Source organism: Cronobacter turicensis (assembly GCF_041222865.1).
GTDB lineage: Bacteria > Pseudomonadota > Gammaproteobacteria > Enterobacterales > Enterobacteriaceae > Cronobacter > Cronobacter turicensis.
Genome location: NZ_CP165997.1, coordinates 944246 through 969814 on the forward strand (window position 1 = coordinate 944246; position 25569 = coordinate 969814).

Here is a 25569-nt window from a genome sequence, read left to right on the forward strand (position 1 = left end):
ACTTTTTGCATGGCGATATGACGGGTGAATCGGCGTGATTCACCCGTAAGACAATGGAAATAGCGGTCGGGAAGACCGCAGAGATATTTAGGCTGATTTTACAATTTTGCAGCAAATAATTCTGCGGCATTATTTTTGATTATTTGCGCCTGCAAGCGAATTAAAAATCCCAGTCGGCGTCTTCGGTTTCCACCGCTTTGCCCATGACATAAGACGAACCGGAGCCGGAGAAAAAGTCGTGATTTTCATCGGCGCCGGGGGAGAGGGCGGCCAGAATCGACGGGTTCACCTGCGCCATTTCCGGCGGGAACAATGCCTCGTAACCGAGATTCATCAGCGCTTTGTTGGCGTTGTAGCACAGGAACGCGCTGACATCGTCCACCCAGCCGACGTCGCGGTACAGCGCCTCGGTATAGGCAAGTTCGTTATCGTAGAGTTCCATCATGAGATCCAGCGCGAAGGTCTTAAGCGATTCGCGCCGCGCGTCGTCCACCTGCGCCAGGCCCTGCTGATATTTGTAACCGATATAATAGCCATGCACCGCCTCGTCGCGAATGATGAGACGAATCAGATCGGCGGTATTGGTGAGTTTGCCGCGGCTCGACCAGTACATCGGCAAATAAAAGCCGGAGTAGAACAGGAAGGATTCCAGAAACACGCTCGCGATTTTCTTCTTCAGCGGATCGTCATCGCGATAGTGCGCAAGAATAATCTGCGCCTTGCGTTGCAGCGGCGCGTTCTCTTCGCTCCAGGCGTAAGCGGCGTCTACGTCCGGCGTCTGGCAGAGCGTGGAGAAAATCGAACTGTACGAGCGCGCATGCACCGCCTCCATAAAGCTGACGTTTGAGAGCACCGCTTCTTCATGCGGCGTCAGCGCGTCGGCCATCAGCGCGGGCGCGCCGACCGCATTCTGAATGGTGTCGAGCAGCGTCAGCCCGGTAAAAACCCGGATAGTCAGTTGCTGCTCGCCGGGCGTTAAGGTCTGCCAGGCCGGGATGTCGTTCGAGAGCGGCACTTTTTCCGGCAGCCAGAAGTTGCTGGTGAGCCGGTTCCACACCTCCAGATCTTTCTCGTCCTGAAGCTTATTCCAGTTAATGGCGCTAATACGGCTTAAACGGATCATGGTGTTTCCTCACAGGGCGCAGGAGACGCAGCCCTCAATTTCGGTGCCTTCCAGCGCCAGCTGGCGCAGTCGAATGTAATAAAGCGTCTTAATGCCTTTCTTCCAGGCGTAAATCTGCGCTTTGTTGATATCGCGCGTGGTGGCGGTATCCGGGAAAAAGAGCGTCAGCGACAGCCCCTGATCCACATGGCGCGTCGCCTCGGCGTAGGTATCGATGATTTTCTCCGGGCCGATTTCATAGGCATCCTGATAGCGCGCCAGATTCTCGTTGGTCATAAACGGCGCCGGGTAGTAGACGCGGCCGATTTTGCCTTCCTTGCGGATTTCGATTTTCGAGACGATCGGATGAATGCTCGATGTCGCATGGTTGATGTACGAGATAGAGCCGGTCGGCGGCACCGCCTGGAGATTGCGGTTATAGAGCCCGTGGCGCATCACGTCGTCGCGAAGCTGGCGCCACATTTCAGGCGTCGGCAGCGTAATGCCCGCGCGCGCAAACAGTTCAGCGACCCGCGCGGTGCGGGGCGTCCATGTCTGCGTGAGGTATTTGTCAAAATACTCGCCGCTCGCGTAGCGGGAAGCTTCAAAGCCTTCGAAACGTTCGCCGCGCTCGCGCGCCAGCATCATGGAGGTGTTCAGCGCGTGCCAGGTGACGGTATAAAAATAGAGATTGGTAAAATCGAGCCCTTCCGGCGAGCCGTAGGCGATGCCTTCGCGGGCCAGATAGCCATGCAGATTCATCTGCCCAAGCCCGATGGCGTGCGAGGCGGCGTTGCCCGCTTCGATGGACGGCACGCTGCGGATATGGCTCATGTCGGAGACCGCCGTCAGCGCGCGCACGGCGGTTTCCACCGTCCGGCCAAAATCGGGTGAATCCATGGTATGCGCGATATTCAGCGAGCCGAGATTGCAGGAAATATCATGCCCTGTGGTGGCGTAATTGAGGTTTTCGTCAAACGTGGAGGCGCTGTTGACCTGCAAAATCTCCGAGCACAGGTTGCTCATGTTGATGCGCCCGGCAATCGGGTTGGCGCGGTTCACCGTGTCTTCAAACATGATGTACGGATAGCCGGATTCAAACTGAATTTCCGCCAGGCGCTGGAACAGTTCGCGCGCGCTGATGTAGCGCTTGCGGATACGCTCATCTTCCACCAGCTGTGTGTACATCTCGCTGACGCTGATATCGCCGAACGGCTTGCCGTAAATATGCTCCACGTCATAGGGCGAAAAGAGCGCCATCTGCGCGTTGGCTTTCGCCAGTTCAAAGGTGATATCGGGGATCACGACGCCGAGCGAGAGCGTTTTGATACGGATTTTCTCATCGGCGTTTTCGCGTTTGGTATCCAGAAAACGCAGGATATCCGGGTGGTGCGCGTTCAGATACACCGCGCCCGCGCCCTGGCGCGCGCCGAGCTGGTTGGCGTAAGAAAAGGCGTCTTCCAGCATTTTCATTACCGGGATCACGCCGGAGGACTGATTTTCGATGCGCTTAATCGGCGCGCCCGCTTCCCGGAGATTTGAGAGCGAAAACGCCACGCCGCCGCCGCGTTTGGAGAGCTGGAGCGCGGCGTTAACCGCGCGCCCGATGGACTCCATATTATCTTCAATGCGCAGCAGGAAGCAGGAAACCAGCTCGCCGCGCTGCTGCTTCCCGCCGTTCAGGAAGGTAGGCGTGGCGGGCTGAAAGCGGCCGCTTAAGATCTCCTTGAGGATCTGGCGCGCCAGCGTTTCATCGCCGCAGGCGAGCGTCAGCGCCACCATGCAGGCGCGATCCGGGAAGTGCTCCAGATAGCGTTTGCCGTCGAACGTTTTCAGCGTGTAGCTGGTGTAAAACTTCCACGCGCCGAGGAACGTTTTAAACGTAAAGCCGTCGCGGTGCGCCTCGTCAAACAACCCGGCGGCAAAGTCAGGGTCGTAGCGTTTGAGCACATTCTCATCGTAATAGCCTTCGCTCACGAGATACGCGAGACGCGCGTGGGTATCAGGGAAGGTCACCGAACGCGGCTGGACGTGGGCGGCCATAAACGCTTCCACCGCCTCGCGGTCTTTCTCAAACTGGATGCGCCCGTCGGCATCGTAGAGGTTGAGCATCGCGTTCAGCGCGTGATAGTCCGGCGTCGTTTGCCGCACGGCGTCGCCGGTTAATGTTGTCGTTGCCAAAATTCGCTCACTCCCTTACGTACGTTTTCGATGTCTTGCCCGGTGCCCATCAGCTCGAAGCGATAGAGAAACGGCACCTGGCATTTGCGGGCGATGACGTCGCCCGCGCGGCAAAATCCTTCGCCGAAATTGCGGTTGCCCGCGGCGATCACCCCGCGCAGCAGCGCGCGATTATGTTCCTCGTTGAGAAAACGGATAACCTGGCGCGGCACGGCGCCAGCGGTTCCGCCGCCGCCGTAGGACGGCACCACCAGGATATAAGGCTCGTCCGCCCGCAGCCGCTCGCGGTCTTCCAGGGGAATACGCGCCGCCGGAAGCCCCAGCCGCGCGATAAACCGGTGGGTATTTTCCGAGCGGCTGGAGAAGTAAATCAGGGCGCTCATGCGTTCGCCGCAAGCGAGTCCGCGCGCAGGCGGTTAATCATGTCCGGGCGAAAACCGCTCCAGCTCAGGGCATCGGTCATCACCACTGGCAACTGGCGAAAACCCTGGGCGCGCAGCGTATCGATAGCTTCCGGCTGTTCGTCGAGATTGATGGTGTCAAACGCGATCCCGCGGCTCTCCAGCGCGCGTTTAGTGGCGTGACACTGGACGCAATCATTTCTTGTGTAAATAGTTATGCGCATGATTCGTATTCTCATCAATAGGTTAAAATCACCACCGCGAGGCAGTGTTGATTGGGGTTATCTGATAAGAAAGATACTAGATGTAGTTATGATAACTTTCAACTACGCAATATATAGGGTTTATGCCATTCGGAGCCTCAACGCCATGCAAACGCATGCAGGCCGCCAGCGGGGGCGAAAAAAGCTTATCAGGACGAGGGAAGAGGACGAAAAGAGACTGACAGAGAAACTGTTCCCCGGCGAGGCCGGGGAAGAGGCATTGAACCGTGCTTCAGATTAGCGACGGGTAATGAGCAGCGCGCCGAGGAAGATACCGACGGCCGCGCCAATGCCAAGGCTGCTTAGCGGGCGTTCACGCACGAATGTGCTAGCGCAGCTTACCGCGTCGCGGGCCGCCTGCGAGACCTGGCTTCTGCCGTGCATACGCGCACGGGTTTCACGCAGCAGGGATTCCGCTTTACGGCGCGCCACGTCAGCTTCACCTTTGGCGTCGCTGCCCCAGGATTTCAGTACGCCTTCCAGCGTATCGGCAAGGCGGTTAATGTCTTGGTTGATGTCATCCACGCCATCGTTCACGTCACTACGGGTCATTCGGTTAAACATAACGCTCTCCCTTTTTTGTGTTTACTTGATCACAGTATAGAACAAAATGTGAGCCGCTCCGGCGCGTGGGGCCGTTGGGCGCCCTTTCTGGACTTTTCCGAAAGCCCTGCTATTCCTCCTAATGTAAGGTTTCCCCGCAGCTGAAGCAGATGAGGAAAATTTATGTATTTACGACCCGATGAGGTGGCGCGCGTACTGGAGAAGGCAGGGTTTACCATGGATGTGGTGACGCCAAAAACTTATGGTTATCGTCGCGGCGAGAATTATGTCTATGTGAATCGTGAAGCGCGGATGGGGCGTACGGCGCTGATTATTCACCCGACGCTCAGGGAGCGCAGCCAGTCGCTGGCGGACCCGGCTTCAGATATGAAAACCTGCGATCACTACCAGCAGTTTCCGCTGTGGCTTGGCGGCGACGCGCAGGAGCATTACGGCATCCCGCTGGGATTCAGCTCCCGCATGGCGCTGGAGCGTTATCTGAACGGCTTATTTGGCGAACCGCAGTAAACCGTCCCTTCTCAGGCCTACGCGCTGACCGGCGCGGCGGGGCTTACCCGGAACAGACGGCGGCAATAATCGAGGAAATACCCGTAAGCCGCCCCCATCATCATCGATACCACGATATTGGAGCTCACCGCGGCGATAATCTGCGGGATATCCGCGCCGACGAACAGCAGGATGGCGGCGTACACCGGCGACTGAAAGGTAATATAGGCGATGACGTCTGCGATGTTTTTCACCAGGCGGCCTTTACCGATGCGCGCGGCAAAGCGCATAACCGCATCGCGATAGAGCCCGTAAGGCCAGGCAATCACCATATTGATCGGGATCGCGACCAGACGTGAGGAGAGCGATTGTTCGAAGCTCATTCCTGAGACGAATATTTCAATCATCATCCCCACGACGGAGCAATACACTACCATGGCAAAGGTGTCCGCTACGGCGTGACGCAGGCGAGAATGCGGCGAAAACATCGAATTAAGCTCCTGGCTCATCAACAGGGAAAATGGGAAAGGTAAGGGGTATGCTGGCGATATGCCTGGCATTTTGCGTAGATGATAGAGTATATGGCTGCCTTATTGCTTTCAATTAGCGATAAATTTTTATTTATCGCCGCTTTGTCCATAAAATCCTCTGTAAATTCAAAAGCGTGCGGCACTTCGCTATTTTTTAGCGGCGCTTGCGGATTTTTCATTTAATTTCAAAGGATTATTTCTTTTGAGGCGACGGTGTCGAGCCGTAAGCGGCAGAGAATTTTTCGCAGGGCGGTTTTGTGGCATGCTGTGGAGTTTCAGATAGCGCATTAACCTAAAAAGCAGTTATTTATGCTGTTTTTAAAGGACGACCTGGGGGCGGTTCAGGCATCACCGCCGATATCATCGGTGCGATGAATATGATTAGCCTGCCGTAAAACGGCTTTAACTATTATTCAGCCCATTCACGCAGGCGCTGCCGGATAATGCCCGCCGGTTTTTTTAACGAGTATCAGCCATTACCATGGACGCAATCAGCGACGTTTTATATCAGGTTGAGCGGGGCATTATGGCGCTCGCGCGCGAAGGAGAGCTGCGCAAAAAGCTGCGGCGCTTCTGGTTTGAAACCCTCATCGACATCCAGCCAGGCGCGCTGCCTGAGGCACTTCAATGCCCGCTTTACCAGTTGCGCGCGCATTTCAGCGCACCGCAGGCGCGCCCGCTGGCGGCGTGGCCTGATGAAGAGATTCAGGAATTACTTAAGGAGATTCTGGGATTTTATCACCAGCTCAGCGAGCAGGTGTTCAGGGAAAGTACGGGTAATGTAAGGTAAGGCGGATGCATTTCGCTTATCCGCCAGAGGTAAATCGTAGGGTGGGTAAGCGAAGCGCACCCACCCTGAAACACCGCCACCCAACACGGGCGCGGCTTTCGAATCAACACACCCCGAAATCGCCGTCTTCTTGATACAGCGCCACGTCGGCGGCTTTCAGCGTCACTTTCTCGCCCTGTTCGTCATCCGGGCGCACCGCGACAATCTGATCGCCATGCACTTCGATCACTTTAAGCTTCGGGCCGCCCAGACGCGGTTGCACGATATCGCCTGCTGCAAACATGATGACCTCCTGTTTATTCATAGGGTTTCTGTAACAGTAGCCCACCATCGCGTTCACCGACAACCGCCAGCCCGCGCTTTGCTGGAAAAGGGGGAGCGATCGCGGTCTGTATAGCCGCGTTAGGCCAGGTAAAGTCCTGTATGCAAGGTGGCGCTTTGCGGTTCAGCGACTAAACTTAATAAAAATAAGTCACTTACAAAACCTGCAAAAACAATACAGGAGTAACTATGGGATTCTGGAGAGTCGTTTTTACTATCCTACTTCCGCCGCTTGGCGTACTGATCGGGAAAGGTTTGGGCGGGGCGTTTATCATCAACATCATCCTGACGCTGCTCGGTTATTTCCCGGGCCTGATCCACGCCTTCTGGGTGCAAACCAAAAACTAACCCCCGCACTTATACGGACCCGCTACGGCGGGTTTTTTTATGCATTTTCCCTGCCGTTTCTCACCTCCTTTATCAGCATGTTACGCCATTGCGAACGTGCTCACGCTTTAACCGTTATGTTGCATTTTTATTGCGTACAAAGTGTGCGGGTTTACTCACGCTTAACAATATTTTAGGAAATGAACTGTTTTAATCGAAACTTTTGCCGATAACAGAGGGGCAGAGAGGCGTTTTTCTCTGAATAATTTGAAAAATAGAGATAAAAAGAGGCCACCATGGGGATCCTGTCAACATTAATAACGGGTCCAGGACGGACATTTTCGGCGCAAAGCCCCCGTAGCGGTGTGTATCGCTGTCAGAAACTACCCACATCGTTACGAGACGCGGGCGTGCCGGATAAGCCGGGCATCTTGATGGTATTTGTACCGCCCAATGCGAATTTTCATGCTGTCAGTCAGGTCTGGCAGCGCTTCGCCACGCCGGAACGCACCGTACTCGTGCTTTCCTCCACCGGCACGCTGTGCCAGCAGGATAAAGCGACGGTCTATTGCGATCTGGAAGGCGACGAAGGGAGCTGGCTGCTGCTGCCCAAAGCGCTGATTGGTCGCCACGAAGTGCATTCTGTCGATCTGCACACCCGCATTCCGGGCGCCGCGCAGCGCGTGCAGGCGATTTCGCGCGATCTCAGCGCGCTCGACGTGCAGATGCCGCTCAGCGCCGACCGTACGTTTGCGATGATTTATTGCGACGGACTCGCCGCCTCCGAAGGTTTCCTGATGCAGGCCTGGTATAAATCCGGGCGTTTCCCGTGTCTCGCTGTCGGCGGGGCGGCGGGCGGCAAGCTCGATTTCAGCGGCACCTGGATGAGCGTCAATGGACGCATGATGGACGGCCGCGCGATTGTCATTCTGTGTGAAATGGCGCCAGGCAAATCCTTCGCGCCATTCAAAAGCCAGAACTTCCAGCCGACCGACAAAAGCTGGCTGGTGGCGCAGGCCGATCCGGTCGCGCGCACCGTCACGTCGCTGTTTGACGCGAAGGATCAACAGCAGCCCATTACGTCGTATCTGGCAAGCCAGCTCAACTGCAAACCCGATCAGCTCGGGCAGGCGCTGGAGGGTTACACCTTCGCGGTCAAAGTGGGCGATGATTTCTTTATTCGCTCCGTGGCGCAGATTGAGTCCTCACAGATCCGTTTCTTCTGCGATCTGGAGTTTGGCGACAGGCTGTACCTGATGAAAGCGACCGATTTTGTCGCGCACACTGACCACGACTGGCAGGACTTTACGCGTCGCTACGGCAAACCGGCCGGGATGCTGCTCAACGACTGCGTACTGCGCCGTATGAACAACCTCGGCACGTTGCCGCGCGCCGATTTCTTCCGCAAGATCCCGGCGGCGGGCTTCTCAAGCTTTGGGGAGATCCTCGGGGTGCCTATCAACCAGACGCTCTCCGCGCTGGTGTTCTTCGATAAGCCTAACCAGGCGATGAGTCAGTTCCCGGTGGAATACGCGGCCTACGCGGCCCACTATGCGCAGCGCACGCTGCGCCGCTGGGAGGCGATGCACCGCATGCAGTCGCAGGTGATTGAGCAGGTCATCAGCTATCAGCAGGAGCTGTCGCCGCTGCTCTCCACGCTGCCGCTGCTGGAGCACGCCACGACGCAGCAGACGGAAACGCTGGATATCGCGCAGGGCAATATCCGCTCCATGAGCAGTGCCGCGCGCGATACCCGTGAGGCGCAGGACAGGCTGGAGCAGGGGCTGAACGATCTGGAAACCATTTCAGCCGGCATCACCAAAATCACCAGCGGGATCCGCTCTATCGCCGATCAGACCAACCTGCTGGCGCTTAACGCCGCGGTGGAAGCGGCGCGGGCCGGGGAATCCGGACGCGGTTTCGCCGTGGTTGCGGGCGAAGTGCGCCGCCTGGCGCATCTTTCACGCGAGCAGGCGGAGGCGACGGCGCACAGCATCAATGAGTCTGTCGAGACGATTGCGCGTATTCGTCAGGTCACCACGGAAACGGTCAGCGCGACTCAGACCATGGCCGACCGCAGTATCGAAGCCGCGGACCGTATCGCCTCGATGAGCGAGCAGACCAGCGAAGAGCGCGAAAACGTCGCCCAGAGCCTGGGCCGCCTGAAGGTGGTCGCCAAAGGGATGGACGCGATGCAGGAAGCGGTCGCTCAGCTGCGCACGTTGCAGGAGCTGGCGAAGTAATTTTTCGTTTGTTCTGAAAAACGCGGGGTTTATTGAAAGGCGAGACGGGGTAATACCCTCTCGCTTTTTTATGGGGCGCTGGCGGGGATTAATATTGATCGCCGAGCGGGTCGGGAAGGGGTTATTCACACAACGCGAAAAACCGGGGGCTATTATCCCCTAATCCGGCCTTACATTGACTCGCGCTATCCGGCACGTTTAATTGAACGGTATGGTTTGTGTTTTCATACCGACACACCAGCCAGAGCGGTAAATCCATTTTCTTTCCGTACGCCTGATAATCTTTCAGCGTCCAGACTATGCGGTTGTCATTATCAGGCATCAGCTCGCCGTGTTTTTCCGGCGGTCCCTGGAAAAGACTGGCATCATTTAAGCGGTGCGTGGTTAAGGCACTCTGTAACGTGTTCGGGCATGTTATTTTCCCGGCACAGGCAGCGCCTGAAAAGATAAGCACAGCTGTACTCAGCAGTAACGTATTATTCCACGACATAATAATTATCCCCGTTGTTTTCCGCGCGTGGCGCATGCCGGAAATAAATTGTACGCTGGCTGACGGGGTGGGGTATAGACATTCCCGCGCCATCATGTTTTATCCACTGATCCAGAATCTGAATGCCATTCGCATCCTGCCCGAGATAGATGGCGGCATGCGAACGACCATCTGTATGATTACCGTAATGGTTGTTTCCATCAAAAGTCGCTATCACTGTTCCAGGAACGATATTTTTGTTTCCTTTAACCAACGCTCCACGTCGCCACGCAACCGTATACGGCATATTTGCTGCTCTCTGAGCAAAGGCGACACACTGGCCATTTCCTACGGATTTTCCAATATAAGCGCGGGGTGTTACTGCTATATAAGCCATCTTTCAGTCTCCATTCAATTTTTTGGAGATGATATTTTTGTTTGATGAGATGAAATTAGTGGTCGTTTGCAATAGCAATCAATTGGGAATATTGCTCGGGTTTTTGGGGCTGTAATGAGGGATACTTAAAATCAACTCTTATGACTGAAAATATCAAATGATGATAATTTCTTACATTATTAAAAATAAATGAGATCGATTATGAATTTGAAAGAGAAAACCACAACAGCCGTTCTGGAATGGTATGACGAAAAGTGGAATCTCCCTGGACTATTGCGCAAGAAAATACCGCTGACGCCTGAAACCAGCCTCACAACAGGCCGCTATCCGTGGGCACGAGAGACGGGAGATGAAATTATGAAGGACTATTTTGACCGGTTTTCTGTAGATGACACGGGCTTTGATTTTTTCAGATACTGGCCCCTGAAACAGGTATGTGGCCGAATTGCTTGCGCCCTCGAGCACTGCGGGTGGAAATAAAAGATCCTGAGCCATTAACCATATCTATGTTAATCGAGTCTGCAAAGGCCGGGCGATGGCTTTACTGAGGCATGGCTATAAGGCGTATCAGCGCGGCAAGATTATCTAGTGAAATATCAGATGAACATGAACAGGGAGCCAAAACGGCTCCGAAGGCTACCTGGTCGAGCGACTATCAATGCCACACCATTCATAAATTTCCTCCCAGGAAGACGGCCCTTGCACACAGACCGGACAGATATCTCTCCTTTACCCTTAATACGCCAGCCTGATCTCCACAGCGGCAATAATCTGCGCCAGAAGCCTTACGCGCGGTTACGCGTTAGAATCAACGCAATATTCGCAAACACACGTTAAACCAGGCAGAGCCAGTGGCCCCGGAATCAGGAGCAGAGATGTTCAGTAAAATTTATGAGGTTGATGACAGCCATATCGATTTTCAGGGCGTCGTGGACGGGCTTTACTACCCGTTTTACATGGAATGGGCGCGCCACGCGTTTATGAAAGAAGCGTTGGGGATTGATATTGAGGAAGAGTTTAAGCAGGGGCGCCTGTACATGGTGCTGGAGTATTCCCTGCGTTTTCGCCAGAGCCTGAAGAAAGGCGACACCGTGGAAGTGACCTGCCAGCTTGAAAAAAACGTCAAACGCAACCGCGTCAACTTCGCTCAGCAGATCTGCGTGAATGGCGCGCCCTATGCCGAAGCAACCTTCGTCGCCACCTGTCTGGTTAACGGCAGACCTTCTATGCCCGACGCGGTGGTTAAGGCGTTAGAGGAACTCTAATCTTTCCTTTCCGACTGGCGCAGCCGCTTATACAGCGGCGTGCGCCGGTTTACCGTGTTGTAAGGCAGGAACATAAGAAAAAACTAAGTCTCTTTTTTGTTATTGATGCGTCTTTCCTGACGTTGTTTTTTCTCTTCTTCACGATTCTTATTCATCCATCGAGAAGAAGCATATAAAACAGGGATGCTTACTATAAGTAAAAAGACAGCAACAGAACGATCTGCATCCCATTCCGTTGCATTGGCATCAGACAGAATCAGCAAAATCCCTGAGGCGACACCCAGCATAATCGGCTCAACCGCTTCATCAGGCCCTTCTGTCACCAGCATGTACGCGAGTTGGATACCACATGAAATCGCCAGTGCTGAGGCGACATACTTTAACGTGCTAAAGTGGATGATAAAATAAATAGCCTCATCAAAAGAGTAAAGGCTCGCTTTATCCTGGGGGAACACTCCGAACGTTTGAAGTAACTCGAGCCCGCCTTTTACACAAAGCACGAGGGTCAGGGTTAAGAAAATTATTTTTTGCAGCCGTAGCTGAAAGTTTCTTGCGGCAACTTCCAGCGCTACTGTGGTTCTGGCAAACAGAATGATACGGAGCTCCGTTTTAAAGTTACTGAAGCCTTTTTTTAAACGGTTACTGCTGGATGTAAATGCAAATACGGTAAATAATAACGTTGCGAAAACAAACCCTGCCAGAAATCCAATCCATAACATATATATTCCCAGATGCGTGATTTAATGAATTTTTAAATTATTATCGCAATTTTACTGCTTTATGAAATTTATACAATCAATTATAAAAAATACGCATTGGTAAGGCGATTTTATTTATACACCGTCCTGTTGCTACTATTGGTGTGAGGCTAAATGATGAGCGACATCAGGATGATACCCTGAAGGATTTTACTTAAAGTTATAGCGTGAAAGCGAAGTTTCAGAAAAGATTCGTCATCGGAAAATAGAGTAATAATGGCAACCGGGTATGTAATTTATCCAGCACGTTTTGATGTTATCTTTACCAGTTCAGCACAAAGCCTCTCAATTTCAGTCTGAATGTATTTCCTGCGACGCTTTGAGAGGATAGTGCTGGTACGAGGCGCTCAATCAACGTTGGTTTTCTGATGACGTATGCCAGAACCATCTCTTTTACATCTTCTTCTGACCAGCCCTGCATGACCGGTGCAGGGTTATACAAAAGGTTGATCTGTAAGGCAGGCGCAACTTCCTCATCCAGAATGGTCAGGATCTTTTCACGACTTTTGCCAGATGCTTTCAACACCTGTGCCATCCATCGATAATCGTAATCCTGCAATTCCCGCCCGGTAAAAATCTCTGACAGGGCATGCCAGACAGGAACCCTGCTGGCGATTTCAGCGTCTGTGAGGTACATAGGTTTTCCCAGCGCGATCGGTGGTGAGTGGTGATAGTGAGGGATGCGCTGACCAGGGGCAAGTTAAGGACGGAGGTTTTATGCTGGCGATAGGGTAAATATCCTGGGTGACATCCTGCTATTCAGTTCTGTGTTATGCAGTGCCAGGCCGATTATCAGCGGGAGGCATTAAAGGTGCGACCACCGCTGAGAGATTAATCATTCGGCGCAGGATCATGACATTATAACTGACATGAGATTCAGGCCTGACACGGCTTCGCGCGATGATAACCGTGAAAAATTCACACCCGCACAGAACCTGAATTACACTCGTCGTCGTGCAGAACTGGCCGCACAGTAGTCCTTGCAACAATTCCCGAAAATCCCGCCTTTTTCCCGCAAAAAGCCATGCATGCATTTTAACGACACTGAATCCCCCGCCAGTGCCAGCACTGGCGCGCCCTGAGGCCATTCATGCACCTGCATTAAAAGTACCCCATTGAGCGGGCAGGCGGGGCGGGGATAGCATTGCGCGCCATGGCTCTGAATTAAATTTTTTATTAGATGATAATGATGTTCATGATTTGAATACATCAAAACTGCATTGTTTGCATAATGAAGATTTTAAAAGTATTGAGCAATGGCTTGCTGGTTTTTCTGATTTTTATATGCTGCCTAACAGGCCACCGAAATAATAAGTGGCCTGTTAGATTAGATGTTACGGAAGGAATATATATCTTTCGATATCATTTATATCAGCAGTATTACAATACTGACTTACCCGATGCTTCAGGTTAAGGTTGCTAATGCGTGTATTAACAATGCTTTTCATTCGAGTAATTATTAATGGGAGTAGATAGTCTTTTCCTGAAATATATTTCTTAATATTGAAATCACCATCAATAGTAGCGTAAATATTAGCTTTCTCTTCAAGGTAATTTTTTTCAGATATAATTTTTTGTATTTCAACTTCAAGTTCAGTAATTCTTGCTCTAACTTTTTGGCTGTCTACAATACCAGAGTTATTACTAACGAGTTTACTTATTTGAAAATGAACGTTAGGGGTTTCAGGAATGTATTTTTTTTGTGAGGAAATATACGATAAAAAGCTCAATTAAAGGTTCGATGTTTAATTGATTCCATTCAGAGAAATTGAATAATTGACTGAGTTCGTCCCTCTCCCTCTCAGGGTCTTCTTCAACGAGTATATTAAGTAGTGAATTTTCGCAGAGAAAAATGTTTTCGATGCAATAGTACGGTAGCGTATACAGCCCAGCTTCGCATCTTCGAATACCGCCTAATAAATCTATGTCTCCATCTATGATGTGGAGTTGGGGCCTGTTGCGCTTGTTTCCATTGTTTTCCCATGAATGAATAACTGCAGACTTACCACCTAAAGGAAAAACATCATTAATGAGATACTTCTCCCCTAATACTCTATTCAGGATACATTTATGGATTTTTTTATATCCAACTGCCGTGTCTTCTATATATATATCTATAGTGTTTCTTTCTTCAAAGAAAACTGATTTTGCTTTGCGTGCGGCCAAACTACGTTCTAACATTTTATTGTGCTCCCACCAGAATACATTTATCACTTAAGTCGCCTACGATATCAGGGGAGTGTGTCGCCATAATAAATTGTGTTTCTGGATTGATTGCCAATATGGTTTCTGAGAATCTTTCCTGCCATTTTAAATGTAGCGAGATTCCGGTTCATCGATAATAATAACCCTGCTGATATTTGTGAATTTATTAAGCATGACATTTGCTATTATTACCAATAACTGACGCTCGCCAGAAGATAAAATATCAATATCACATTTTTCAGTGTCTGGGCGAGCAACAACAAGCCTGCCAACAGTATTCACTTCAACCTTTTTTCTTGAATCAATCAAGAATGAGTTTATTGTGTTTAAGAAGTTATTTATAGGTCTGTACATTCTGGCTATTTTTTCATTATATTCGTCAATTACATCAAGGATGTCAGAAATTCTATCAATTTGAACTTTGTTAAGTAGCCAGTTTATATTAAGTCCATCACTGTTTTTTAATTCTTCAAATAGATCGCTCAAATTATCGAAAAACTTCTCAATATCTATCATTAATGATTTATCTAAGCTGCCGATTTTTTTAACTGCTTCTGTGATTTCTTTTTTTCTTTTGAGTATTTTTTGTTTATCCTCCCAAACAAGAGCGTGCCCATTGGAGAACATTTCATTATAACTGTTGAATTTAAAAGACGATTTTAAAATCCTGTCTCTAAGGTAAATAGCTTGTTTGTCTTCGAACTCTCTTATTTTTCTGTATTTATCTTGAATGATCATTTCTACAGATAATAATGCCTCCCCTAGACTCCCAGTAATTAATCTTTTCTTTGATGTTAGCATTTTTTTATGCATCAAAATATCATTTCTTCGAGAAAGTGTTGTTTCATAATCCAAATCAAAATCATCAAAGCCGAAGGTTTTTCTATCTAGTCCTAGAAACACAGGAGGGACTATGGATTTTATTTTTCTAAGTGTGGCATTAGCAGCTAAATCTCTATCAGCATGACTAAAAACTTTAACATCTCTATCGCTGCCAATAAATTCTTCTTTGACGAGTATAGGGATGATAAGTGCTTCTTCAATATCTGTATGCACTATCCTTATGTGCTGCCGATCTTTTCTTGAAACTATTTTATATTTCTCGTTTCTGTTGGTATATGTGAGAATTATCTGTTCGTATGGAATTGCTAGCAACTCCTTGACATCAACAGTTATCAATGCCTGAATTAATTTTATTACTGTGCTTTTCCCAGTGCCATTGCTACCTACTAAAAAAGATAGATCATCATTAAAATCAATATTAAAATTTAAATATCCATATACTGAATCGGCTTGAAAACTATTAATCTTCAATTTTACTCTCCTTTTTTTTATCATGTTTCCCCTACCACTGCATTAAGGAAACTCTTTGACTTAGATAAGTTGAACGATTGTAAGCACTACGCCCTTCATTTTTACTATATGTGATAAAGCTGCTTCGATGACGTCTGCATTATATCCTGATTCATCTAAGTCAGTGCTGGCTATAGACCTTAGGCCGTGTGCTACTAATTTACCACCATAACCAATACGTTTTAAAGCAGCATTAGCAGTCTGGCTATTCATAGCTTGCTTAGGGTCATTCCTGCTGGGAAAAAGATGCTCTCGCTGAGCACTAATTGGTTTCATCACATTCAGGATTTCTAACGCCTGAGATGATAATGGTACGATGTGTTCGCTCTTAGCTTTCATACGTTCTGCAGGTATTGTCCAGAGTTTTGCATCGAGATAAATCTCTGCCCACCGGGCACCGGAAGCCTCAGAAGGGCGAACAAGGGTCAGCAGTGCCACTCAATCAGACCAGTGTTTACGGCATAAATCATTATCTCGTTTATGCGCTGCACCAGTCGACGAACAGTCTCAAGCGCCCCACGAGCTTTGATTGGCTCAAGAGCTTCAACCAGTGTCCGGGCTTTGATTTGCTGAACGGGGGTCTCGCCAATGGCAGGGAATACATCTTTCTCTAGTGAACGCCAAATGTCTTTTGCGTAATCAAGGGTAACGCTTTTGCTTTTGAGCTGGAACCAGTTAGCGGCGACCGTCGAGAAAATACTGTCCGGTATGGCGCGCTTTGCTGCTGTTCCTATGCAACTTCAGCTTAAATTTGCGGGTCGATTCCGTTGGCTAATAAGGCAAGGTAATCCGCTCTTAACCCGCGTGCATCAGCAAGCGAAAAGGAGGGAAGGCACCGAGTCCCATCGTTGTCTGCTGATTTGTTGCCGGACGTTGATAACGGAAGCGCCAGAATTTTTTACCAGATGTTTTAACGAGTAAGAACAGGTCACCCCCAGCATGTGGAGTGAAGTCTTTATCGTGGGGTTTAGCTTTAAGGCTTTTGCTGTTAGTGAAGTGCGAGTGATGCGAGCCATGCCCGTTGCTGTCCAAAATTGATACATGCTTAATAGCGCGTGTACCTAAACGTATACCCATTTTTCTTTAAATTTAGCCGGGTACACGCAGCTAACAATAGACACAAAAAAGCCCGCAGGGCTTGCGCCGTGCGGGCTCTTAGGACTTCGTTGACTGGCTCTGGTGACCATCAACCAAGAATTTTGGTGGAGCTGGCGGGAGTTGAACCCGCGTCCGAAATTCCTACATACCATTTTTATCATAATGAAAACAGGTATTTGTGTTTAAAAACATAGCATTAGTGTTATCTGGTGTTTGTCTGCTTTATAGGATTTTAATGCTCTGCCGCCACATTGTCGCCACATCATCTGGATCTTGAGCTGAAATCTGTGGGTTTACAGCGATTCGATTTGATAGTTTTTTCAGCAATAGCAATTGTTGATAGCTTGTGAAGACTCATCAATGCTACACAAATCCCAAGTGCTAGAAAGTAGCAAGACATCCCTAATCTTTGCATATCGGTTAGTTTATGTATTTTATCTACTATATGTTGAGTAACAAAACCTTCGTATACCAAAGGTAAGGAAGTTATAAACCCCCCAATAAAATAAAAGATTAAACATATTAATTGCACCAGTTTTCTGTATAACCAAAAACGATATATTTTTTTTGCCCATTTAAATATCTGCTTTTCACTGTGAATAGAAATAAGTCTTTGGCATTTGCTATAGTTATCAATGTCATTAACTGGATCATTAACTCCTAAAAGGATTTCTCTTTGTTCTGGCGTTAGGTTTTTGTCTTTCGTTATTGCTGCAATGCCATAAGCATAAGCGAATTTTTTAAAATCAGGGGCGTCTGTATTTTTGTAAAGGGTATAAGAAAACTCACTTATGTTTTTACGTGAGTTAAAGATTTTATCCTTTGGGAATACCCACCCGGATCTCACTGCGAATATTTGGATGATTGGGGTAATTATCGCAACAGAATACTTAATTATCTCATTTATGTTCAGATCCATTGTATACTTTTCCCTTATTTAATTAAGCTGTAAAGAGGGTTTTTTGTCACAGCATCCTCCAAGTGATCTGGAGAAAAATGAGCGTAAATCATTGTCATTTTTATATCGGCATGCCCTAAAATTTCTTTAAGAACAAGGATGTTTCCGCCGTTCATCATAAAATGACTGGCGAACGTATGGCGCAGAACATGTGTGCACTGGCCTTCAGGTAAGTCGATACCAGCACGCTTCACCGCACGCTCAAAGGCTTTTCTGCATGGCGTGAATAACTTCCCTCGGTTTTTGGGAAGTTCGTCATACAGATCTTGAGATATAGGCACAGTTCGGTTTTTCTTGCCCTTCGTCTTGGTGTAAGTAATGCGGTATTTTGATAACTGATGGCCCTGAAGGTTTTCGGCTTCACTCCATCGCGCACCAGTGGCCAGGCATATCTTTGCGATCATCAACAGGCATGGGCTTTGAGACTCCGCACAGGCATCCAGCAGGCGTTTGATTTCTTCCGGTGTAAGAAACGCCAGCTCACCCTCTGCGATCTTGAATGTTGGTAAGCCGGCGAGCGGGTTAGGCGCTGACCAGTGGCCGAGCTTTTTCAGTGTGCCAAAAACAGAAGATAGGTTGCGTTGCTCAAGGTTTACCGTCCGAGGTTTTACGGGCGACATTAACGTCCCATCCTCGCTTCTTACTTCCCCTTTAAGCCGCGCTTCCCGGTATTTAGTAAAGTCGCCAGCGGTCAACTCTGACGCTATCGGATTGCCGAGGCCGTTACATATGATGCTTAGTTTAGCCATCAGGCGCTTAGGGTCTGCAAGTGTCTGCCCGTACAGCGAATGCCATTGTTCAATAACTTCAGATAGACGACGGCGATCTTCTTTCTCTCCCAACCATGGTTTTTTATTCACTTCATCCATAGTGAAGTTCTCAAACGCTATGGCTTCGCCTTTTGTCGCGAACTGCTTACGGACGCGCTTACCTTCGCGTCCGTTCGGATAGCATTCGCACAACCATTTCCCGTTAGATTGCTTTCTTACAGTCATCTCAAATGCTCTTAATCATCCTGACCGCTCGGCCCATGACATCGATTTCATCCAGTGAGCATTCAAATGAAGATTCTCCCTGAGTAACAACTAAACGGTTACCAGGCAGGCGAGTGAGTTTAGCAATGCTCTTGATACCGTCGATATCAACGAGCCACAGACCATTAACCGGCGGCGTTACGCTATGGTCAATTAAGTAAAAACTATCTTCGGCACTAACCAGCAGCGGATCGATAATATCTTTTGGAATTAGGCTGCTATCCAGAATGACCTTGCCATCCTCAACCAAAGCTCCACCATGCAACTTAACCTTGTCAATTTCAGGAGCAACCACCTCAGAAAGGTTTCTGATATCAGCCGAGTTCACATAATCAGTACTTGGTTTTTTGTCTGATTTATCTCCTTGCCCAGTCGCTAACCAAAGCAGCGAGACTCCTGTCTCAAGGGCGCATTGAATCACCCATTCCGCAGGAAAACTATCCCTTAAGTATCTGTTTGCCATAGTGCTTTTAGACACCGACAGATGGTCACAAAGCTGCTGTCGGGAGCTGAAATTATAAGCTTTGATAAGCCGGTTAATCGCATCCCGGCCACCGCTGTCGTTGCCAACTTTGATAAATCTCATAATCAAAACCCTTGACGTTTACAAAACGCGATCTTAGTATCCACTCAAGGTTTGAAAAACAAACCTTAACTTTATAAAACGAGATAAAACGGAACAAAACTTAGAGATACTGCCTTATGAGCACTGATATATCAATTTGTGTACTTAAAGAGTTTGCGACGCCTGCCGAGTTCGCAGAATGGGAAGGTATCTCCCGTGGCTCGGTGTATCAAAAAATCCATCATGGAAAACTGGCTAAGTACATAGTTCCAAAGATAAAAAATAAAGATCATGTGCGTATTCGTTATCTTGCTTATAAGGCAGATCAGGTACGCGAATCCTTAGGTCACTCTAACTTCAGAATTGTTGTTGGGTAACTGGTCCCATTTTGAGACATAAAAGGATTTACAGCATGTTTGATTTTCGCGTTTCCATACATCCGCATTATGACGAAGCATGTCGCGCTTTTGCTGCACGCCATAACGTTACCAGCCTGGCAAAAAAGGCCGGTATAAAACCGCAGACGCTAACTAATAAGCTCAACCCTGAGCAGCCGCATGAGTTGACGGCGAAAGAAATTATGTTGCTGACCGATATCACGGAAGACTCGACATTGGTTGACGGTTTTCTCGCGCAAATGCATTGCATGCCTTGCGTGCCGGTTAACGAGCTGGCAACTGAAAAGCTGCCCGTATATGTCATGAAAGCAACAGCAGAGGTGGGGCAGTTAGCAGCAGGGGCCATTTCTTCCGAGCACATGACCCAATGTCGCAAAAGCTCGCTGGTAACGAATGTCAACACGGGGATTCGCTGCTTATTCCTGGCGGCTCTCGCAGTCCAGCATCGCATCCAAGGCAGTCCGGCGGTTGCAAGCGCTGTTGATACCGTTAGCGGCATTGGCGCTACGTTTGGCCTGATGTGAGGTGAAGCATGGAGCCCTCTTTTGCTTCACTGTTAAAAAAACAAAGCCCGTCCATGCATTACGGACATGGCTGGATAGTCGGTAAAAAAGGTCAGCGCTGGCACCCGAGCCGCGATCAGTCGGCATTATTAAACGGCCTGCGCAACAGCGCTAAACCTTCACTGGTGAGTCGGATAAAACTTTTTCTGGAGTCGGTATGAACCAAAACACCATATCAGCACCAATTAAGCCCGGTGCGAAGCCGTTTAATAATGCCCGTTGTGAAGAAACCCGACCGGAGAAAATGACCGGTGTGGAATGTTTTGCGCGGTTTCATCATCAGTTAAAGGCGACGCAAAACGGTGCGCTGCGTAATTTCAATAAGCTTGACGACAACTTTAAGTTTGTCGTGATGACGCTGGCTAACCGCATGGAGCCGGGAACATTCAAAAGCGATGAAGTTGGAAAACCGTTTGAGTATTTCGACCAGCCTCGCCGTTTAATGCTTATCAGGGCGATGAATGAAATAACGCGATGGGGCGATATCCTGCCGCGCCGTTTCTCGCTGCATGAAGCTGTTTTACCCGAGTAAATAACCCGTAAAGAAATTAATGGCGTAAACCCGCCGGGCATTTTTTTGCCCAAAATCAGGAGAAAGCAATATGCGTAATATGCAGACACGTAAAACCCAAATTGGTCCGGACGATGCCGGAATTGTTTCGATGTTGGCCCAGCCGCGTCTCGATGAGCGTCGCGGTCGCGCTGATGTGATGGCCTCCCGCCTCGATAACCTGGCCGATCACATTGCAAATGGTCGGTTGTCCAGTACCGAGGCCGCCGAGCTGCTGCGCGATGAGGCGGTGAGGATTGTCAACGAAGCGCAGGAGCTGCACTGATGGCCGATGTAATGGACCTTGTACAGCAGCGCGTCGAGGAAGAACGCGAGCGCCATATCCACAAAGCGCGCAGCCGGCAGGCTGCGCCTTCTCGTTTTCTCTGCGAATCATGCAACGGGCCTATCCCTGAAGCGCGCCGCGCCGCATTACCGGGTGTTGAGCTTTGTGTGACCTGCCAGGAAATTAAGGAGCTTAAAAGCCTGCATTATAAGGGGGCTGTATGAACAACATTGATCCACGCTGTTCAATGAAGGACACCATCAACATTATCTCTGTATCAGGAGGAAAAGACAGCCTGGCGCAGTGGCTGCGCGCTATTGAAGCCGGTGTGGCTTATCTCAATGTATTTGCAGATACCGGGCATGAGCATCCACAGACCATGGAATACCTGGAGTATCTGGAGCAGAAGTTAGGTCCAGTAAAGCGCGTCAGGGCTGATTTCACCCGTCAGATTGCGGGTAAACGCCAGTTCATCGCCACCCGCTGGCCCGTTACTCTGGTTGAAGAGTGCGGTATGTCGGCTGATGAGGCGGCCGAACGTGTGGCACAGGCTCTTGAGATACTGCACCCAACCGGGAATCCGTTTCTGGATCTCTGCATGCTGAAAGGACGCTTCCCTTCAACAAAGGCTCGTTTCTGCACCTTCGACCTTAAGCATGAGCCTGTCAGGGCGCAGGTTATTGTTCCTGCGCTCGAAGAGTACACTGAGGTTATCAGCTGGCAGGGAGTCAGGGCTCAGGAATCCCCCGCACGCGCGTTATTGCCGGAATGGGAGGAAGACGCCGATAACACTCCAGGGCTGCACGTATACCGGCCAATTTTAAAATGGCTACACGAAGACGTTTTCGCTATTGCCAAACGCCACGGAATCAAACCGAACCCGTTGTATCAGCAGGGGTGCAGCCGAGTCGGATGCATGCCCTGTATCCACGCCCGCAAATCCGAACTGGCGGAGATTTTCAGCCGCTGGCCAGAAGAAATAAAACGCGTCGCAGAGTGGGAACGCCTGGTTGCTGCCTGTTCGCGCCGCGGAAACTCAACCTTTTTCCCTTCCACACATGACCCACGCCGGGCGGAAAAACGAATCGAGGTAGTGACTGTCGGCGCCTATGGCATCGAAAGTTATCGCGACTGGGCCATGACAAGCCGGGGTGGCGCACAGTTTGATTTACTGGCTGCAACAAACGACCTGTCTGTTTGCAGCAGTATCTATGCGGGCGTATGTGAATGACCGATGCTGTTTATGCCTATGCATTCAATGCGCCACACGAGGCCATCGCCAGCCCGTATCTGACCTATGAACAGGAGCGCCGCCGCGATCGGATGATTGCGGCGCTGCTGCATGCGCGTAACGAGCTGGAAAAACAGCCTGACCTGGTGCGTTACGGCGTGCGCCGTCGCGCCGACGAGCTGGAGCGTGAGCATGATGTTCAGCGAGCTAATGCCTTTCTGGTGAATTTCACCCGGAGGGCATTACCACGCCTTGAACTGGTTGCGGCGAAATATCGTATTGAGGCTATTTCGCCAGATGTGGCCCTGCCAGTTTTTGATGGCCGGGATGATGATGTGTCAGCCCGTTACCTGACAACGCGGCTTGTGAACATGACCGCGCGTTATAACCGCCTGGCTGATATGTCGAAAGCCGATATCGATTTGCTTGCCGGCGATATCGCCAATTTTATCGTTGCTGAATTAGGCACCGTTGAAATCCAGGAGGGCAGCGAGTTAAAGGCGCTGCACGCCTCGTATATGTGCGCCGCGCGTATCACCCGCCACTTTAAAAACGCTCCGCCCCTGTGGGAAAAAATCACCACAAAATATGTGACCGCCGAAGATGTTGGGCCGGCAGTGCTGCGCATGGCGACCGAGAAATGGTGGACAGGCCGCCTGCGCCGCGTCGCCGCAGAATGGCGCGAGCATCTGCACATCGCGCTCGGGAACGTCAGCAAAAAGCACAGCGCGTATGCCAGCAAAAGCTGTGTGAGTGACTGGCGCGAACAGAAACGCCGCACCCGCGAATTTCTCAAGGGGATGGAGCTGGAAGATGAAGAAGGCAACCGCATCAGCCTTATCGAAAAATACGACGGTAGCGTCGCCAACCCGGCGATCCGCCGTTGCGAGCTAATGACCCGCATCCGCGGCTTCGAAAATATCTGTAACGAGCTCGGCTATGTTGGCGAGTTTTACACGCTGACCGCCCCGTCTAAATTCCACGCCACCACAAAGGCCGGCTACCGTAACAGCAGATGGAACGGCGCCAGCCCGGCTGACACACAGCGCTATTTAACGGGGCTGTGGGCGCGCATTCGCGCGAAGCTGCACCGTGACGATATTCGCATATTCGGTATTCGCGTCGCCGAGCCGCACCACGACGCCACGCCACACTGGCATATGCTGATGTTTATGCTGCCGGAGGATGTCGTCCGCGTGCGCGCCGTGATTACGCGATATGCCCGTGAAGAAGACCATCACGAGCTTAAAAGCGAGAAGGCTCGCAAGGCCCGCTTTCACGCTGAAGCTATCGACCCGGACAAGGGCAGCGCCACCGGCTACGTGGCGAAATACATCAGCAAAAATATCGACGGTTACGCGCTTGATGATGAGCGCGACGACGAGAGCGGCGAAATGCTCAGGGAAACCGCGCCGGCCGTATCGGCCTGGGCGGCCCGCTGGCGCATCCGTCAGTTTCAGTTTGTGGGCGGTGCGCCGGTGACAGTTTATCGCGAACTGCGCCGGATGGCCGACGCTGAAACGGCGAAAGGGCTCAGTGTGGAGTTTGCGCTTGTGCATGATGCCGCTGATGCGGGCGACTGGGCAGGCTACGTTAACGCCCAGGGCGGCCCGTTTGTGCGCCGTGATGAGCTTCAGGTGCGCACCTGGTACGAAAGCACCGATGCGGTTAACGAATACGGCGAGGAGTGTGTGCGCATTCGTGGGGTTTATGACAAGGAAGTCGGCAACTGCACGCCCATTATTACGCGGCTCAAGCAGTGGAAGATTGTTGCTAAACGGCCGCAGGCCGAAGGTTTTGAAGTTAAGGGCGCTTTTGCGCCCTCTCGGAGTTCTGTCAATAACTGTACGCCGGAGGCAGGGCCAGATCCTGCAGAAAGGCCGCCGGTTGATCTCACCCGGCCATTGACCCGCCGCGAACGCCGTCAACTGACTGACCGGTTGAGAGAAAGGAAAGCGGTGAAACGGCGAACCTTTAACCATGCCACCGAAAGAAACGTGGCTGGCATCGTCAGGACAATAGACGAGATCCAGCTTTTAACCGGTGAAACTCTTAGCCGTGGGTAAGCCCTGTCGCTTATGAGCGGGGCGAAGATGTGTATTAACGGGAAATGGTGCAGGGGATCGGGCTCTGGAGAAATATTTGCTGCGCGAGGGCCAAAGCCTGTACTTAGTGAGGCCCAATATAAGGCGAGAGCGGAGCGGGTTTTAGTGAAGTTTAACGCTATCAGAGCGGTTGGCTAATGCATGGGCTAACTCATGATTTGCGATAGTTGCGCTTAAAAATTACATCAGAATCATCCTCTTGAAACCGGAAAAAGGTTTACAACATCCTGAGTGTTATATGCTGTATTTATATACAGTATTTTGTTCGGTAGTTGATGTCAGGAGGGAAAATGCAAGAGTGTTTCTGGGAGTCGGTAAAACTTCAGCGTATTGATTTTTTTATGAAACTGGTAGCTGCCAGCGACTGCAACGATGAAGAAAAGCGGCTCGCTATTCAGTGGGTTTCTGAGCTTACCGATGAACTGATGGCAAAAATCCGCAACCATGATTATTCCTGCTCCATAGATGACTCTTCGCGGTAACGAGGAAACGGAAATGCATTTGTAAAAACAGCGCTAACGATTTTGAGTTAAGCGAGTTTAGTCCGGTCAAAGATAAAAGCGCGTGATGGGCATTCTGGCATAGTTTGGTCATACGACAGCTGGATGCACTGAGTGAACGCCGAAGCCGGCAAGGAAATTTCCTGCCGGCTTCGGCGTTGAATAACGAGCAAAGCGAGGCGTTAGGCAATGGGTAAAAAAGACGATGACTATCAGGTCGTTTACCGGGGCGAAGCCCTCCCGCGCTATGTTCCCGGCGGTCTGGCCTTTTTCCAGCGCCCCACAGAGTGCGGCGGTGGGTACTGGCTGGGGCGAACTTGTGACGGTGTGTTTATGTTTGAAATACCGTGGCCGGTATCACTAAGCCAGGGTTGCACTTATTTAACAGACCGCACCCGGACAGAGCCACCTTTCGGTCATTTTAATGACGATTTCCAGCTCGAATTGCAGTGATCACTAACGGTATTTTTTCAGGCCCATCATTGATGGGCTTTTTTATTATTGGCGTCACAAAATCATAAAAAAGCCATGCATGTATAAGATGCATGGGATTGCATGCGTTACTGTACAACCCCTAAGCAGCATCACGCCAGCGCTGGCACGGCTCGCGACCGTTGATGCAGTTG

General features: G+C 50.3%; 30 protein-coding genes and 4 pseudogenes. 17 read left to right on the plus strand and 17 right to left on the minus strand.

Features of this window, described 5'->3' with window-relative positions; all coding sequences use genetic code 11:
- Positions 1-160 precede the first annotated feature (160 nt).
- The 5 genes from nrdF to AB8W27_RS04580 form a co-directional block, all read right to left on the minus strand.
- Positions 161-1120, minus strand: coding sequence for a class 1b ribonucleoside-diphosphate reductase subunit beta (nrdF, locus tag AB8W27_RS04560; protein WP_282899874.1), 960 nt, complete (start codon positions 1118-1120; stop codon positions 161-163).
- A gap of 12 nt (positions 1121-1132) precedes the next feature.
- Complete coding sequence (nrdE, locus tag AB8W27_RS04565; RefSeq protein WP_369833007.1) at positions 1133-3253, minus strand: class 1b ribonucleoside-diphosphate reductase subunit alpha; 2121 nt, start codon at positions 3251-3253, stop codon at positions 1133-1135.
- Positions 3254-3264: 11 nt separating this feature from the next.
- Positions 3265-3666, minus strand: a complete 402-nt coding sequence (gene nrdI, locus AB8W27_RS04570) for a class Ib ribonucleoside-diphosphate reductase assembly flavoprotein NrdI (RefSeq protein WP_015742246.1) — start codon at positions 3664-3666, stop codon at positions 3265-3267.
- A complete protein-coding gene (gene nrdH / locus AB8W27_RS04575; protein ID WP_007701113.1) occupies positions 3663-3908 on the minus strand; it encodes a glutaredoxin-like protein NrdH in 246 nt (81 codons plus the stop codon). The genes nrdI and nrdH overlap by 4 nt, the downstream gene beginning before the upstream one ends.
- A gap of 276 nt (positions 3909-4184) precedes the next feature.
- Positions 4185-4511 (minus strand): DUF883 domain-containing protein, encoded by a 327-nt coding sequence (locus tag AB8W27_RS04580; protein ID WP_007763543.1) that lies wholly within the window; start codon positions 4509-4511, stop codon positions 4185-4187.
- A 162-nt stretch (positions 4512-4673) separates the two neighbouring features.
- On the opposite strand from AB8W27_RS04580, the gene AB8W27_RS04585 reads away from it, so the two are divergent.
- Positions 4674-5018 carry a DUF2002 family protein gene (locus AB8W27_RS04585; protein WP_015742243.1) on the plus strand — a complete coding sequence of 115 codons (345 nt, stop codon included), beginning with the start codon at positions 4674-4676 and terminating at the stop codon, positions 5016-5018.
- Between the two features lie 17 nt (positions 5019-5035).
- Here AB8W27_RS04585 and AB8W27_RS04590 read toward each other — a convergent pair whose 3' ends face one another.
- Complete coding sequence (locus tag AB8W27_RS04590) at positions 5036-5485, minus strand: L-alanine exporter AlaE (RefSeq protein ID WP_041923857.1); 450 nt, start codon at positions 5483-5485, stop codon at positions 5036-5038.
- A 523-nt stretch (positions 5486-6008) separates the two neighbouring features.
- Between AB8W27_RS04590 and AB8W27_RS04595 the strand changes: the two genes are divergently transcribed.
- A complete protein-coding gene (locus AB8W27_RS04595; protein ID WP_015742240.1) occupies positions 6009-6317 on the plus strand; it encodes a hypothetical protein in 309 nt (102 codons plus the stop codon).
- A gap of 103 nt (positions 6318-6420) precedes the next feature.
- Here AB8W27_RS04595 and AB8W27_RS04600 read toward each other — a convergent pair whose 3' ends face one another.
- A complete protein-coding gene (locus tag AB8W27_RS04600; protein WP_007763533.1) occupies positions 6421-6600 on the minus strand; it encodes a hypothetical protein in 180 nt (59 codons plus the stop codon).
- Positions 6601-6827: 227 nt separating this feature from the next.
- Between AB8W27_RS04600 and AB8W27_RS04605 the strand changes: the two genes are divergently transcribed.
- Together AB8W27_RS04605 and AB8W27_RS04610 are read left to right on the plus strand one after the other, a co-directional pair.
- The gene (locus AB8W27_RS04605) at positions 6828-6986 is read left to right on the plus strand and encodes a YqaE/Pmp3 family membrane protein (RefSeq protein WP_015742239.1); all 159 of its coding nucleotides are present in this window, start codon (positions 6828-6830) and stop codon (positions 6984-6986) included.
- 344 nt (positions 6987-7330) lie between these two features.
- Positions 7331-9208 (plus strand): methyl-accepting chemotaxis protein, encoded by a 1878-nt coding sequence (locus AB8W27_RS04610; RefSeq protein ID WP_032806740.1) that lies wholly within the window; start codon positions 7331-7333, stop codon positions 9206-9208.
- 121 nt (positions 9209-9329) lie between these two features.
- On the opposite strand, the gene AB8W27_RS04615 is transcribed toward AB8W27_RS04610, so the two are convergent.
- Both AB8W27_RS04615 and AB8W27_RS04620 read right to left on the minus strand, forming a co-directional pair.
- Positions 9330-9698: an STY0301 family protein gene (locus AB8W27_RS04615; RefSeq protein ID WP_041924197.1), complete on the minus strand. Its 369-nt coding sequence runs from the start codon at positions 9696-9698 to the stop codon at positions 9330-9332.
- Positions 9685-10074, minus strand: a complete 390-nt coding sequence (locus AB8W27_RS04620) for a BPSL0067 family protein (RefSeq protein ID WP_015742237.1) — start codon at positions 10072-10074, stop codon at positions 9685-9687. Before AB8W27_RS04620 ends, AB8W27_RS04615 begins: the two co-directional genes overlap by 14 nt.
- Before the next feature lie 201 nt (positions 10075-10275).
- Between AB8W27_RS04620 and AB8W27_RS04625 the strand changes: the two are divergent.
- Both AB8W27_RS04625 and AB8W27_RS04630 read left to right on the plus strand, forming a co-directional pair.
- Positions 10276-10622, plus strand: a pseudogene (locus AB8W27_RS04625) (DUF1493 family protein).
- A 327-nt stretch (positions 10623-10949) separates the two neighbouring features.
- The gene (locus tag AB8W27_RS04630; RefSeq protein WP_015742235.1) at positions 10950-11339 is read left to right on the plus strand and encodes a thioesterase family protein; all 390 of its coding nucleotides are present in this window, start codon (positions 10950-10952) and stop codon (positions 11337-11339) included.
- 83 nt (positions 11340-11422) lie between these two features.
- On the opposite strand, the gene AB8W27_RS04635 is transcribed toward AB8W27_RS04630, so the two are convergent.
- Complete coding sequence (locus tag AB8W27_RS04635; RefSeq protein WP_282913961.1) at positions 11423-12058, minus strand: hypothetical protein; 636 nt, start codon at positions 12056-12058, stop codon at positions 11423-11425.
- Positions 12059-12359: 301 nt separating this feature from the next.
- Positions 12360-12734 carry a hypothetical protein gene (locus AB8W27_RS04640; RefSeq protein WP_015742233.1) on the minus strand — a complete coding sequence of 125 codons (375 nt, stop codon included), beginning with the start codon at positions 12732-12734 and terminating at the stop codon, positions 12360-12362.
- A gap of 190 nt (positions 12735-12924) precedes the next feature.
- Between AB8W27_RS04640 and AB8W27_RS04645 the strand changes: the two are divergent.
- Positions 12925-13074: pseudogene (locus tag AB8W27_RS04645) on the plus strand (phage polarity suppression protein); the annotation flags it as partial.
- Between the two features lie 706 nt (positions 13075-13780).
- Here AB8W27_RS04645 and AB8W27_RS04650 read toward each other — a convergent pair.
- From AB8W27_RS04650 to AB8W27_RS04675, 6 genes and pseudogenes are all read right to left on the minus strand, one after another.
- Positions 13781-14278: a DUF4435 domain-containing protein gene (locus AB8W27_RS04650; RefSeq protein WP_015742231.1), complete on the minus strand. Its 498-nt coding sequence runs from the start codon at positions 14276-14278 to the stop codon at positions 13781-13783.
- Positions 14279-14407: 129 nt separating this feature from the next.
- The gene (locus AB8W27_RS04655) at positions 14408-15616 is read right to left on the minus strand and encodes an AAA family ATPase (protein ID WP_282913960.1); all 1209 of its coding nucleotides are present in this window, start codon (positions 15614-15616) and stop codon (positions 14408-14410) included.
- A gap of 31 nt (positions 15617-15647) precedes the next feature.
- Positions 15648-16671 (minus strand): annotated as a pseudogene (locus AB8W27_RS04660) (tyrosine-type recombinase/integrase).
- A 344-nt stretch (positions 16672-17015) separates the two neighbouring features.
- Complete coding sequence (locus AB8W27_RS04665; protein ID WP_015742226.1) at positions 17016-17672, minus strand: hypothetical protein; 657 nt, start codon at positions 17670-17672, stop codon at positions 17016-17018.
- A 14-nt stretch (positions 17673-17686) separates the two neighbouring features.
- On the minus strand, positions 17687-18706 hold the full coding sequence (locus AB8W27_RS04670) for a site-specific integrase (RefSeq protein WP_015742225.1): 1020 nt from the start codon (positions 18704-18706) through the stop codon (positions 17687-17689).
- Position 18707: 1 nt separating this feature from the next.
- Positions 18708-19331, minus strand: coding sequence for a phage repressor protein CI (locus AB8W27_RS04675; protein WP_041923854.1), 624 nt, complete (start codon positions 19329-19331; stop codon positions 18708-18710).
- A 116-nt stretch (positions 19332-19447) separates the two neighbouring features.
- Between AB8W27_RS04675 and AB8W27_RS04680 the strand changes: the two genes are divergently transcribed.
- The 10 genes and pseudogenes from AB8W27_RS04680 (at position 19448) to AB8W27_RS04725 (ending at position 25396) form a co-directional block, all read left to right on the plus strand.
- The gene (locus tag AB8W27_RS04680) at positions 19448-19687 is read left to right on the plus strand and encodes a Rha family transcriptional regulator (RefSeq protein WP_071601023.1); all 240 of its coding nucleotides are present in this window, start codon (positions 19448-19450) and stop codon (positions 19685-19687) included.
- Positions 19688-19722: 35 nt separating this feature from the next.
- A complete protein-coding gene (locus tag AB8W27_RS04685; RefSeq protein ID WP_015742223.1) occupies positions 19723-20232 on the plus strand; it encodes a phage regulatory CII family protein in 510 nt (169 codons plus the stop codon).
- Between the two features lie 8 nt (positions 20233-20240).
- Entirely contained in the window at positions 20241-20432 is a 192-nt protein-coding gene (locus tag AB8W27_RS04690; protein ID WP_015742222.1) for a phage filamentation protein Fil family protein, read from the plus strand.
- Complete coding sequence (locus AB8W27_RS04695) at positions 20429-20803, plus strand: hypothetical protein (protein WP_041923853.1); 375 nt, start codon at positions 20429-20431, stop codon at positions 20801-20803. Before AB8W27_RS04690 ends, AB8W27_RS04695 begins: the two co-directional genes overlap by 4 nt.
- A 79-nt stretch (positions 20804-20882) precedes the next feature.
- The gene (locus AB8W27_RS04700) at positions 20883-21107 is read left to right on the plus strand and encodes a DUF2732 family protein (protein WP_369833008.1); all 225 of its coding nucleotides are present in this window, start codon (positions 20883-20885) and stop codon (positions 21105-21107) included.
- Positions 21107-21331, plus strand: coding sequence for a TraR/DksA family transcriptional regulator (locus tag AB8W27_RS04705; protein WP_015742219.1), 225 nt, complete (start codon positions 21107-21109; stop codon positions 21329-21331). The genes AB8W27_RS04700 and AB8W27_RS04705 overlap by 1 nt, the downstream gene beginning before the upstream one ends.
- Complete coding sequence (locus AB8W27_RS04710) at positions 21328-22338, plus strand: phosphoadenosine phosphosulfate reductase family protein (protein ID WP_015742218.1); 1011 nt, start codon at positions 21328-21330, stop codon at positions 22336-22338. Before AB8W27_RS04705 ends, AB8W27_RS04710 begins: the two co-directional genes overlap by 4 nt.
- Positions 22339-22484: 146 nt before the next feature.
- Positions 22485-24581 (plus strand): annotated as a pseudogene (locus AB8W27_RS04715) (replication endonuclease).
- Positions 24582-24733: 152 nt separating this feature from the next.
- Positions 24734-24925 (plus strand): hypothetical protein, encoded by a 192-nt coding sequence (locus AB8W27_RS04720; RefSeq protein WP_015742216.1) that lies wholly within the window; start codon positions 24734-24736, stop codon positions 24923-24925.
- Positions 24926-25132: 207 nt separating this feature from the next.
- A complete protein-coding gene (locus tag AB8W27_RS04725) occupies positions 25133-25396 on the plus strand; it encodes a hypothetical protein (RefSeq protein ID WP_015742215.1) in 264 nt (87 codons plus the stop codon).
- The last annotated feature ends 173 nt before the right edge of the window (positions 25397-25569 follow it).